General features: G+C 57.7%; 8 protein-coding genes. 4 read left to right on the forward strand and 4 right to left on the reverse strand.

Annotated elements, in window-relative coordinates; all coding sequences use genetic code 11:
* Positions 1-33: 33 nt before the first annotated feature.
* Both AB6803_RS01805 and AB6803_RS01810 read right to left on the reverse strand, forming a co-directional pair.
* Positions 34-1,476, reverse strand: a complete 1,443-nt coding sequence (locus AB6803_RS01805; protein ID WP_371107248.1) for a lipopolysaccharide biosynthesis protein — start codon at positions 1,474-1,476, stop codon at positions 34-36.
* A gap of 250 nt (positions 1,477-1,726) precedes the next feature.
* The gene (locus AB6803_RS01810) at positions 1,727-3,694 is read right to left on the reverse strand and encodes a hydrolase (RefSeq protein ID WP_371107249.1); all 1,968 of its coding nucleotides are present in this window, start codon (positions 3,692-3,694) and stop codon (positions 1,727-1,729) included.
* Between the two features lie 322 nt (positions 3,695-4,016).
* Here AB6803_RS01810 and AB6803_RS01815 point away from each other — a divergent pair, with 322 nt between their 5' ends.
* The 3 genes from AB6803_RS01815 (at position 4,017) to AB6803_RS01825 (ending at position 7,591) form a co-directional block, all read left to right on the forward strand.
* The gene (locus AB6803_RS01815) at positions 4,017-5,357 is read left to right on the forward strand and encodes an FAD-dependent oxidoreductase (protein WP_371107250.1); all 1,341 of its coding nucleotides are present in this window, start codon (positions 4,017-4,019) and stop codon (positions 5,355-5,357) included.
* A 169-nt stretch (positions 5,358-5,526) separates the two neighbouring features.
* The gene (locus AB6803_RS01820) at positions 5,527-6,609 is read left to right on the forward strand and encodes a glycosyltransferase family 4 protein (protein ID WP_371107251.1); all 1,083 of its coding nucleotides are present in this window, start codon (positions 5,527-5,529) and stop codon (positions 6,607-6,609) included.
* Positions 6,610-6,658: 49 nt separating this feature from the next.
* The gene (locus AB6803_RS01825) at positions 6,659-7,591 is read left to right on the forward strand and encodes a 1,3-beta-glucanase (protein ID WP_371107252.1); all 933 of its coding nucleotides are present in this window, start codon (positions 6,659-6,661) and stop codon (positions 7,589-7,591) included.
* A 49-nt stretch (positions 7,592-7,640) separates the two neighbouring features.
* Here AB6803_RS01825 and AB6803_RS01830 read toward each other — a convergent pair whose 3' ends face one another.
* Positions 7,641-8,795, reverse strand: coding sequence for a glycosyltransferase (locus AB6803_RS01830; protein WP_371107253.1), 1,155 nt, complete (start codon positions 8,793-8,795; stop codon positions 7,641-7,643).
* A 369-nt stretch (positions 8,796-9,164) separates the two neighbouring features.
* Between AB6803_RS01830 and AB6803_RS01835 the strand changes: the two genes are divergently transcribed.
* Complete coding sequence (locus AB6803_RS01835) at positions 9,165-10,241, forward strand: alpha/beta hydrolase (RefSeq protein ID WP_371107690.1); 1,077 nt, start codon at positions 9,165-9,167, stop codon at positions 10,239-10,241.
* A 66-nt stretch (positions 10,242-10,307) separates the two neighbouring features.
* On the opposite strand, the gene katG is transcribed toward AB6803_RS01835, so the two are convergent.
* A complete protein-coding gene (gene katG, locus AB6803_RS01840) occupies positions 10,308-12,506 on the reverse strand; it encodes a catalase/peroxidase HPI (RefSeq protein ID WP_371107254.1) in 2,199 nt (732 codons plus the stop codon).
* Between the last annotated feature and the right edge of the window lie 98 nt (positions 12,507-12,604).

The raw sequence follows: 12,604 nt of genomic DNA on the forward strand, positions 1-12,604 counted from the left end.
ACAAGTCTGACGGCGGATCGGGCAGGCACACGATCACCGACGACGGTCAGCCAGTTCGAGCCGTCCACCTCCGGCGATCAGTCGTACGCCGAGGGCAAAGAGCGTCCCGAGATAAGCTGCGGCTCCTGTCGCCACGACGAGAGCAAGCTCCAGCACATGGTTCCAGGATCGCCCAGCCAATTCTTCCCGCAGCATGAGAACCCACACTGCCATCACGATTGCGGCAAGAGCGATCTTCCATATATTTTTCAACTGCGTCCAGATTCCAAGCTCCAATAGCCGCCGGACGTCGTTCAAGTAGAATCCGAACATGATCGTCGAGAGGACAACGCGCGCCACGCTGGCGCCGCCGGCCGAAAAAAAGTAGAAACCGATCGAGATCAGAACAATCCTGAAACTTAGATCGATGGCGTTCAACCGAAAGAGAATATGGGGGCGGTCGAGGGCAATGCTCGCCGAGTACAGGGTCTGAAAATAGGGGATCGGGAGCACCGCCAATGAAAGCATGCTCAGCAACGGAGCAGCATCCTTCCATTTCTCTCCGAGCAGCAAATCGGTGACCAGATCCGCCGTCAGCGATATCCCGACGCAGGCCGGCACTGAAATCAGCATTGCAAAACGAGCGGCCTTGAGAAAGGCCAGCCTCATTCGCTGGGGATCCGAGTTGATCTGCGAAAAGGCCGCCATCACCGGCTGTAATGCCGGGCCGATCAGGCTTTGTGTCGGAACCACAGCCACATCGCTCGCAACCGCGTAGCGGCCGAGCGTGGTGCTGTCGGTGGCCGCGCCGATCAGAAAGCGGTCGAATTGCCAATTCAGCGCCGCGATCAGTTGCGCGGAACTGAACCAGCCGACGAAGCCGGCGAAGTTCGACAGACGCGCCAGCGAGAGCGCGGGCCGGTATGGGGCAAGGACGTAGGACATGGCGACGGCCGCTATCGAATTGGTAACGAAGTTGGCCGCGATGGCCCAATAAGCGCCTCCGGAAAAAACGGTGATGATGGCGACGACGAAGGCGCATAGTTTGCCGCAAAATTCCATCAGGAAGGTCTGCTGGAAGCCCATATCCCGGGCGAAATGCACCATTGCCGGACTGTAGAAACCCTTAACGATCGGACCCAATGCCAACATGGCAATCAGCGGGATCAGCTGCGGGTTGTGATTGAACATCGAGAAGGGCCAGGCGGCAGTCATAACGATGATCGCGATCAATCCGCTCCTCATGACGCTCAGTGTAAAGCCGGTATCCAGATGGCTTTTGTCGATGACGTTCAGCCGGACAAGTGCCTGCGTAACCGGCACCTCGAGGACGGTATCGACGACGACGACAAGCGACATCGCCAGCGCCGCCAGACCAAAGTCCGCGGGGGTGAGGATGCGAGCGAGGAACAGAAGCGTGAAGAAGTCGATGATGCGGCCGAGAAAGCGCGACACAATGAGCCAGCCGGCTCCCTTAAAGGCTTTGAACGCGAGCATTCTGAACCTAAGCTCCCGTCCATTGTCGTGGGCGTCGAAGATAGGCGCCACGCTCTTCTATGGTGCGCCGAAGTTCTTCGGGTTGAGCCTCGACCGGACCAAGAGGTTGAGACGGCTGCCTTGCTTTCTGAGCTGGATCTGACGGAGCCCGCGGGGTTTGTTCCCGCCCGAAGCCTGGAGATCCTGTGACGGGACCGCAGTTGAGACGCATCGCAGCATTCATGAAACTGTCCTTGGCATACTCAATGATTCAACGATATAGGCGAGCCGAAACCCCTCGCAGCACATGCGCCATTTCGAGCGCGGCAAGCAGCGGCGGTTTGAGCAGAGGGAAATCGCGCGCAATTGCGCCTTCGCGCCACAGATGCGATTTTACCGACATCAGCTTCTTGGAGAGATCCGCGTTTTGCGGACGATTGAGCACATGCACCACGTCGGAACGGCCGAAATCGACCGAGCGGGCGCCGACGCCGAGCGCCACGATATCGACCTGGCTCGGATTGGTGATGGCCTGCTTCAGGCGCACCCAGGCACAGTCGGCGTCGCGTAAGATCTGGGCGCCGCTTTTAATCCGATCGATATATTGGAGGGCGCCGGACAAAAGCGGATTTCCGGCGGCCGGATCCAGCTTGCCATATCGGATATCACCGGAATTGGCGGCGATAGCACCATCCGCATCCTCGCTGAACTGGCGGACTGACGGCAAGGCAGGCTCGAACAGGCTTTCAATGATCTGCCAATAGCGCAGGATCACGGTTTCCACCTTGAATGGATTATAAAGATTCTGCTCGACGACGAGGCCCGCAACCATCGGAAAATGGTCCTCGCTCAATCCCTTGTAATTGCAGCGCGCGAATTGAATGGTCTCGAACCGGCGATCGGGAAGGCCGGCGGCCAGCAGTCGCTGGGTGCTGCCGTAAAGGCCGGTATCGCAAAGAACGATGCGTTTTGCCTGGCCCGAAATCTGATCGAGATGGCGAATGAACAGGTCGTTCTGTTTGCGAACATCATCCAGCACCACCTGGCCGACACTGCTATCGAGCAGCGAGAAAAACCGTTTTGGGTCGAATGTCTGTTGCCAGGTCTCCGGCAATTCGTAGCTCTGTCCACCCAATGCGCGGGCAACGTCCGCGAAGCTTGCCCGCTGGAACTCGCGGCCGAGTTCGTCCAGCACCGCCGGGCTCCTGGTGACGACCGCCGAACGCGCGGCGACAAGCCTTGAAATCAAGATGTTGTCGCGCTTGAGGTCGAGCGGCAGGCCGAGCGCCTGCAAAACCCGCTCGAAAGCCTCCCTGATACCAATGCCGCCCCTGGCGCAGAACAACAATGTGGTGTCGCCACCGGCTTTCGCCTGCGTGGCATACAGCCAGATGAACAGGCAGAATTCCGCGACGATCGGCCCGAAAACGTCCCGGCCGAAAGAGATTTTGTCGTTTGGCGCGGGAATGTCTCGGCCGTGGTGCACTAGGCGCTGCTGGATCTGCCTGACCGCTTCGGTGGCTGCGCCGTCCGCGCGCGAAGCGTAGCGATCAAAACGGCTTCTTGGGAGATGAACCGTCTTGATCCCCATCGCACTGGGTACCCGAACGTCGGCCGTCAGATCGTCGCCGATGTGCAGCATTTGGGATGGGGAGACAGCCTCGGCTTCAAGCACGGCGGAAAACAGCCCACCATAGCGTTTGCTCGCCTGGGCATCCGCGCTCGAATAGATCCCGTCGATAAGTCCTGGACCGTGGAAATGGTTGATCAATTCCGCAAGCCGGTCCGCTGAAAGCCCCGTGTCGCTTACTGCGACAATGCGGACACCGGCCTGTCGATATCGCCTTAACTCGGTGGCTAGCGCCGCGTTTGCGGAAAGCGCCGTTTTTTCGACGGCCAGCTCTATGGCGAGACGCTCCTCCACGAGGTCCTCCGGCAGCCCGAGCAACGCCAGCTGGCTGCGAATAATATCGCTCAGGCGCACCTCGCCCGCGCCGCCCCCTACATTGAGCGCGCGATAGGCGAATTTTTGGGCAAGAAGGCGAGCCCTCGCAAGCTCGCCCTTGCCGATGGCCAGACCTTGTGCCTTCAGGAGATGGGCAAATCGCGCTTCACCGGCCGCAATGCGGGAACGCTGCGACTTTCCATGGCGCAGCAACAAGGTGTCGAACACGTCAGTCGAAATCAGCTCGATTTCGTCGGCATGCTGATAGAAATCGTCGAGGTTTCGTCGCAACACTAAACACCCCCTCGGCGTGCACCGATTTAGTCAATTGTTTTCAGTCAATTGTTCTATGCGAGATATAATTTTCGATATCGAAACGATTATAATCATGGTTCGATATCAATTTGAAGCATAAATAGTAAATAATAGCAAAATATATCAAGTACAGTTCAAGCTTATAAAAGAAATCACTTGAATTTCTGTTCCATTTTCCTCGCTGAGAAGATTATATCACGCTGTAATGTCCAAATTATTTAGGTGATATGTTTGAATTCAACTTCCAATATTTGTAAATATAATCTACGCTCGTAAAACAGTTGGAGGTAAGGGTGACTCCATGAATGATGCAGGCCATCAGACCATCATCGACCCCGTCACGGAGGCGGAGCGGTTTGATGCCGTCGTCCTTGGGGCGGGTATCTCAGGGCTGGTTTCCGCCTCGGTTCTTCTGCGGCAGGGCTACGGCCGGGTTCTCGTTGTCGATGAATATGACCATATCGGCGGCAACCATATCGACTGGTCCTCAGGGGGATACACGTTCGACATCGGCAGCCTGATCTTCCAGGACGATTCTCCTCTGCTTGAACACTTTCCCGAGCTGCTGCCTTTATATGTGCCGATCGATCCGCAATGGGCGCGGCTGAACCCTCAAGGGATGATCACCACCTATCCGATCTCAGTCCGGGACGATATTGTCGGCGCCGGCTTGCTGGAAACCGCGCGGATTTTTGCGTCCGTGATATATGCCCGCCTGTTCCAGCGGAAAATGCGCAATGCGCGAGAGTTTGCGCGCTATTGGATTGGCGGACGCCTGCTCCATCGTTCCGGGCTGGAATCCTACATGAGGCGTTTCTATGGGGTGGCGACGGATGGGATCGATATCGATCTCGCTCGAAAGCGAATGCTCTGGATCAGCGAGCATGCGTCTATTCAGAACCTCATTTCGCGCCTGTTGAAGCCCAAGCGGCCGGGGCGGATCAATCGGCAGATGGCACGTCCCAAGGAAGGCTTTCGGTTTCTCTATAAGGCCGCCGCCGATCGACTGGAAAAAGACGGCGCCGTGTTTCAATTGTCCGCTGAGATGCTGAGTATCTACAAGGTTCAAGACCAATTTCATTTGCAGCTCAAGGACAGACTTGTCGCATGCGACCGCATTATCTCGACCATTCCCATTCACAGGGCGGAAGAGTTATGCGGGCTTGATTCCGGGCGGAAGCTCGACACGATCACGCTCATCGGCCTCTATTTCAGCTTTTCCGGCGACCGCGGTTTTCGCCAGTCGATCATCTATAATTTCTCCCACGAGGGCGCCTGGAAGCGTCTGACGATGTATTCCGATTTCTATGGTCGCGTCGACGGTCGTGAATATTTCACGGCTGAGGTCATCGGCAATCACGCCGGCGGCTCGGTGCAGCAGGCCGAAAGCGATTTCAGGGAACACGTCCACGCTAACAGTCTATTCCAAGGCGATCTCAGGCTGGAGGGCAGCTACGTCTTGGGGGAGGCGTACCCGATCTATAGCCGCGGCGCGGCGCAACATGCGGCAGAGGCGATCCGGCAACTTCGGGCGTTCGGCCTTGAATCTCTCGGACGTCAAGGCGGATTCAACTATCAGCCGACCGCACGTGCTTCCACGGTGGAGGCCGAAGCCGCGCTGCGCGACAAACAGGTTGTTTAGGGAGTCGCCTGCGAGGGCAGTGGAGAGTAAATATATGCTGGAGATGAGTAAAAATATCGATAATGTTTGAGATTTTACTGAATATATTTTGAAATACAGGGTGAAGTCTCAGTTTCTGTCCGGCATCAGGAATTTTGTATTTTTTTGACAGTTGTATTGGGTGCGTTTCATGCGAATTTTGCACATTCTCAATCACACCAACAGGCTGAATGGACATGTCCATGCTGCGGTCGATCTGGCCTGTGCGCAAGCCAAGCTTGGTCATGATGTCTGCGTTGCGAGCGGTGGGGGCGATTTCGATCAGTTGCTCCACAGGCACGGCGTTACAACAGTGGCGATCGACCATCAGAGAAAGCCGTTCATCCTGCTGAAATCCTCGTACGCCTTGCGCAGACATGTTCGCGCATGGCGGGCGGAGATCGTTCATGCCCATATGATGACGAGCGCCGTGTTGGCCTGGCCGATCTGCAAAGTCGCCGGCATCCCTCTTGTTACCACGGTCCACAATGAATTCGAGAAAAGCGCGATCCTGATGGGTCTTGGAACGCGCGTGATCGCGGTGAGCGAGGCTGTCGGCGCGTCGATGCTGAAGCGCGGGATACCGGCGTCGAAGCTTCGTGTCGTCCTCAACGGCACGATCGGTTCGGCACGCATCGAAAACCGCAGTCCGTTGCCCGTCGTTCTCGGCTCTCCGAGCATCCTCTTTGTCGGCGGCTTGCATCCTCGCAAGGGGCTCCCTGATCTTTTCGAAGCTTTCCGTCTCACATATGAGAAGCATCCTACGGCGAGACTCTATATCGTCGGGGAGGGGCCGTTCCACGCAGAGTATCAGGAAACGGTCGCGAAAATGGATTGCGCGACGGCCGTCACATTCCTGGGCGCAAAGGAAGATCCTTTTCCCTGGATGGTGGGCGCAGACATTTTCGTATTGCCGTCGCATGCCGATCCGGCCCCCTTGGTGCTCTCCGAGGCGCGCGAGGCACGCTGCGCCGTCATCGGGACGAAGGTGGATGGCATTCCGCAACTGCTGGAATATGGCGCGGCCGGAATTCTCGTGCCGCCACACGATCCGCCGGCGTTGGCGGCGGCACTCTGCGGCTTGCTTGAAGATCCCAGCCGCATCGCGGAATGGCAGGACAAGAGCCAGACACGGATCGAACGCATGACGATCGACCGTGTCGCTCGCGAGACCATGGATGTCTATGCGGGCGCCCTTGAACCGAGTTCGAAAGCCGCACAAGCCGCCGCCTGAATGATGACGTGCCATCGAAACTGACGGCAAAGCGAACAAAGGACGGGAAATGATGACGGCAACATCTCGGCGCAATGTCCTGATCGGGGCCGCCTCGCTCGCCGCTGCCGGCGGTTTGCTCTTGACGAACAATCGGCCTGCCGCCGGAGAGGCTCCCGATCCGACCGAAGGTCGCAGCCTTGTCTTCGACGAAGGGTTTACGTCGCTCGATACGACGATCTGGCATGCAGGCCCCAAGGCGACGACCTTCGATACCGGTTTCTATGGGCGATCCGCCTTCAGCCGGATCGACGGCGAAGAGGGCTTCAATCCCTATGCGATCGTGGACGACCCATCCGCAAGCAATGGCAAGGCGCTTCAAATCTCGGCCCAGTACATTGGACACCAGATGAATGTGCCGAGCTATTACGGCAATGAGCTGCCTGAATACCAATGGATTTCCGGCAATATCCAGACCGCCAAGCCCGACGGCACGATCATAAAAGGGTGGCGGCAGGGCTATTTCGAGGCGCGGATGTGGTTTCCCGCCCATCCCTTGAGCTTTCCCGCCTTCTGGCTGATGAACGGCAGGAGCATTCTCTTTCCGAATACAAGCATCGAGCTCGATGTCGTCGAACAGAAGGGTTGGGAACACGATCTATATGGCGCATATCTGCACGAATGGGGCATGCCCGGTGAGCATCATGAGGGCATCGGCGTCCCGACCAATGTCGACATCACCACAGGCTATTTCCGTTATGGCCTGCTCATCGAGGGCGCCCGCTGCCGCTTCTACTTCGAGCGCAAACAGATCCGCGACCCGAAAACCCAGCAGCCCATCGATTGGACACTGGGACGCGCGGCGGAGATGGATGCGGGCAATGACGTGTTCTGGCCACTGCTCACGCTCGCCTTGCGATCAGACGTGCCGTTCCCCAATCCGCTGAAGCCGGAAGACCGGCTAACCCATATGCGGGTCGACTACATGCAGGTTTATGCGTGATGCCCGCCGATTTGCCGCCGCGGGCGAGTAGCGGCGCAGTCGCCACGGCCTAGGAAATCTCCTTCGCGGCCACCCGCAAGGCATCCGCATGCACATCGACAACCCGCTCGGTGTCGAAGCTGTCTATGAAGCTCTGCCTGAATTCCGCATGGGACAATTCGTCCTGCAGGTTGTCGCAGTAATAAATCATCGCCTTGACCAGTTCGTTGCCGCCGCTCACTGGAACGAGGCGTCCGAGACGCTTGTCGACGAGAATGTCGCTCGGACCGAATTCGCAGTCGGTCGAGATGACCGGCAGGCCGAACCTCAAGGCCTCGCATATCGCCAGAGACCAACCTTCCCAGCGCGATGTCGATACGTAGACGTCACTGGTGGACAGTGCCGGCTGCGGATTATCGGGATGATGCTCAATGCTCACCACGTCCTCAAGCGCCAGCCGTTTGATCTGGTCACGCAGTTCTGCCTCTCCGGCGCCATAGCCCACCACCTTCAGTCTGACGTTCTTGCGAACTTTGCAAAGCTCGGCAAATGCGTCTAGCAGGATGTCCTGCCCCTTTTGATAGGAAAATCGGCCGACATTCACAAAGGTAACGCAGTTTGCGTCCTTAAGAGGTTTTATTCTCCCGGCGTCGAATTTTCTGACGGGATTTGGCAGCCAATATTGTGGGGTTTTGCTGGCAAACATTGCCTTGAATGATTCAAGCTGCTTCGGCGATGTGCCAAAGACATAGGAGAGGCGCTTGATAAAATAGATCCTCATCAGGAAGAACAGGATCTTGGCCTTCAGGTGGCTCGGTTCCAGCCGTGGATTGCCATGCAGATGCATGGCGAAATTCCTTCGGATTCCGAGACAAGCCATCATGCAGATAACTGTCGGCTCGATCTGCGGGACGACGATAAGGCCGTAGTCCTTGCTCTTGAACACGCTTCTTAAGATAGAGACCAACTCTCGTCTATTGTGAGCAATTCTATCGATCGTATTATAGCTTTGCTTTCCGACCGGTCGGTTTTTGTGGTGAGACGTGTAGAGGACGTCGATCTCGAAATCGGCCGCGTATTTTTCGGACAGGGCGGAACATATCGTATCGACTACGCGCTCAATGCCGGCAAAAGAGCTGGTACCGGGTTGAATATAAAGAATTTTTATGCGGCTGTGAGCTGGTGCTTGTTCTTTCCCGCCCGGCAATTCAGCTTTCATTTGCATGCGCGCGTCCTATTCGAGCTGACAGGTCTTGATGGCACGATGCAGAGTACAGCATTAATAATAAATGGCGAGTGCCTTCAGTATTAATCGGAAGAGAAATAATAATATTCGAAACTTGAAATTCGATAAGTATCTCCCTCATCTGAATAGGCTATAAAGTGGATTTTGCTGCGGCTTGGAAAATGATGAAAGCCTCGCCGGCGCCTTGCAACGGGTTTGATTAGAGGGACCGTATCTCGGCCTGCCTTCAATTCGTTGACGCTGGAGTCAATGAATCGTTTGAGTGGCAGCCATGCGCGTGCTAATGCCCTCGCGTTGGCAATTTGGCGCAGAGGCCGCGGAATGAAAAGATTTAGCCTGTTTCTGATAATGGCTGTGCTCACGTCGTGTGCGGGCCGCCCAGGACCTGAGGTATTGGAAACGGTCTCCAAAGCCCCCGCAACGACGAATACGATCACGGTCTATTCGGCAACGACCAGGCCAAGAAAAGATCCGGCGCAGAATATTTTCACGAATGGGCGCTCGATTTCAACGAACTACGCCCGCTTTACGATCTCCATCCCTCCGACGCATAAGAGCGGTCAGATAGAATGGCCCCGTCCGAAACCGGATCCGCAGAAGACATTCGCGGTTACCGAGCAGGCCGTCCTTAACCGAGAGAGTTTTTTGAAGACGTTTCCCGACAAGGGCGAAGAGCGCCGGGTCGTCGTCTTCGTCCACGGTTATAACTACAACTTTCAGGAATCCCTGTTTCGGCTTGCCCAGTTGAGAGCGGATTCAAAGCTTCCGGCCGTGCCGATCTTGTTCGCATGGCCCTCGCAAGCCGCTCTGGCAGGCTATGTAGCCGACAAGGATTCAGCGACATTTTCCCGGGATAACCTGGCGCAGCTTCTCATCGATCTCACCAGGGATCGCAGACGCGGCGAGGTTATGGTGTTCGGTCATAGTATGGGCGGCTGGTTGACCACCGAGGCCCTCAGGCAATTGAAGCTGGAGGGCCGCGAGGATGTGCTGGCCAAGCTCACGGTGGTGCTGGCGGCCCCGGATATCGATGCAGATGTGTTTATCTCGCAGCTGAATGTCATCGGTAAAATGTCTCCCCCTCTCACGGTCCTCGTCTCGCGGGATGATCGCGCGCTGGAAGCGTCGACATTTCTGGGAAGCGGTGTGCCCCGCGTCGGTGCGCTTGATGTCAGGGATGAATTCGTCCAGGAGGCGGCAGTCAAGGCCGGTGTCCGGTTGGTCGACATTTCGGAGCTCAAAGCGTCCGATCCAGGCAATCATGATCGCTTCATCGCTCTGGCGTCGATGAATCCGAATTTTGACGCCGGCACGAATGGAAAAACGAACGCGGTCGGACAGGCCGGAGCCTTCGTCTTCGATGCCATCGGCGCAACAATATCCAGCCCCTTCCGACTGGCTAGCCGCGCGGTCAACCCGCAGTAAAGCTTGCAATATATGGAACTGGGCGCGGCTGGGATTCAGCCGCGCCCGAGTAGATTTCCGTCCGGATCAGACGAGATCGAAGCGATCCGCGTTCATCACCTTCGTCCAGGCCGCCACGAAGTCGCGCACGAATTTCCCTTGCGCGTCGCCCTGGCCGTAGACCTCGGCCAGCGCCCGCAGCTGCGAGTTCGAGCCGAAGACGAGGTCGACGCGGGTGCCGGTCCACTTGATTTCATTCGTATTGCGGTCGCGTCCCTCGAATACATATTTCGAGTCCGGGGAGGCTTTCCATGCGGTGCCCATGTCGAGCAGGTTGACGAAGAAATCGTTGGTCAGCGTTTCAGGGCGCGTGGTGAAGACACCATGCTGCGACTGTCCGGCATTGGCGTTCAAGACGCGCAGGCCACCAACTAGAACGGTCAATTCCGGCGCGGTCAGCGTCAGCAACTGAGCCTTGTCGATCAGCAATTCCTCGGGCGAAATCGAATATTCGCCCTTCTGATAGTTGCGGAACCCGTCGGCGATCGGCTCCAGAACGGCGAAGGACTCGACATCGGTCTGTTCCTGCGTCGCGTCGGTACGGCCCGGCGAGAACGGAACTTCGATGTCGTGGCCGGCATTTTTTGCAGCCTTCTCGACAGCCGCCGAACCGGCAAGCACGATCAGATCTGCGAGCGACACCTTCTTGCCGCCAGACTGGGCGTCGTTGAATGCCTTCTGGATGCCTTCAAGCGTTGCGAGCACGGTTGCGAGCTGGGCCGGCTGATTGACCTCCCAATCCTTCTGCGGCGCAAGACGGATGCGCGCACCGTTCGCGCCGCCGCGCTTGTCGGAACCACGGAAGGTTGCCGCCGAAGCCCAGGCGGTCGAGACCAGCTGCGAGATGGGCAGCCCCGATGCGAGGATCTTGTCCTTGAGATCAGCGATGTCCTTGACATCGATCAAAGCGTGGTCGACAGCCGGGAGCGGGTCCTGCCAAATCAGTTCCTCGGCCGGAACTTCCGGGCCGAGATAGAGTACGCGCGGACCCATGTCGCGGTGGGTCAGCTTGAACCATGCGCGGGCAAAGGCGTCGGCGAACTGATCCGGATGTTCGAAGAAGCGCCTGGAAATCTTCTCATAGGCAGGGTCGAAGCGCAGCGAAAGGTCCGTGGTCAGCATGGCCGGCGCGTGACGCTTGGACGGATCATGCGCATCCGGTACGATACCGGCACCGGCGGCATTCTTCGGCGTCCACTGGTGTGCACCGGCCGGGCTCTTCGTCAATTCCCAGTCGAAGCCGAACAGGTTTTCGAAGAAGTTGTTGCTCCACTTTGTCGGTGTCGTGGTCCAGATGACTTCCAGGCCGCTGCTGATCGTGTCGCCGCCCTTGCCGGTTCCGAAGCTGCTGTTCCAGCCGAAGCCCTGTTCCTCGATGCCGGCTCCCTCGGGATCGGCGCCGACATGTGCGGCGTCGCCGGCACCATGGGTCTTGCCGAAGGTATGACCGCCGGCGATGAGGGCGACGGTTTCCTCGTCGTTCATGGCCATGCGCGCGAAGGTCTCGCGGATGTCACGGGCCGCGGCAAGCGGATCGGGGTTGCCGTTCGGGCCTTCCGGATTGACGTAGATCAGGCCCATCTGCACGGCGGCAAGCGGCTTTTCGAGATCACGATCACCAGAGTAGCGCTTGTCACCAAGCCAGGTATCCTCGGCGCCCCAGTAGACGTCTTCCGCCGGCTCCCAGACGTCAGCGCGGCCGCCGGCAAAGCCGAAGGTCTTGAAGCCCATCGATTCCAGGGCGACGTTGCCGGTGAGGATCAGCAGGTCGGCCCAGGAAATCTGGTTGCCGTATTTCTGCTTGATCGGCCAGAGCAGCCGGCGCGCCTTGTCGAGATTGACGTTGTCAGGCCAGCTGTTGAGCGGTGCGAAACGCTGCTGACCGGCTCCCGCGCCCCCACGGCCGTCGCCGGTGCGGTATGTACCGGCGCTATGCCAGGCCATGCGGATGAAAAGCGGACCGTAATGGCCAAAGTCGGCCGGCCACCACTCCTGCGAATCGGTCATCAGGGCATGGAGGTCCTGCTTCACGGCCTGCAGGTCGAGCTTCTTGAACTCTTCAGCATAGTTGAACGCCGTGCCCATGGGGTTGGACAGGGAGGAATTCTGATGGAGAATCCTAAGGTTGAGCTGGTTCGGCCACCAGTCCCGGTTCGACCTGCCGCCGTGGGCCGTGTGCGTATGCACGACGGGACATTTGCCCGCGTTGTCGACTTTCGTATCCATAATTCTCTCCCTTGAGATTCTTTGAATTGAGCTGGTCTAAGGAAAACCGTCCTGAAGCCAGCGAGCTTGGGGCGTCGGCGTTCTGGATAGTCTGGACA

Source organism: Rhizobium sp. RCC_161_2, from assembly GCF_041355235.1.
Lineage (GTDB): Bacteria > Pseudomonadota > Alphaproteobacteria > Rhizobiales > Rhizobiaceae > Rhizobium.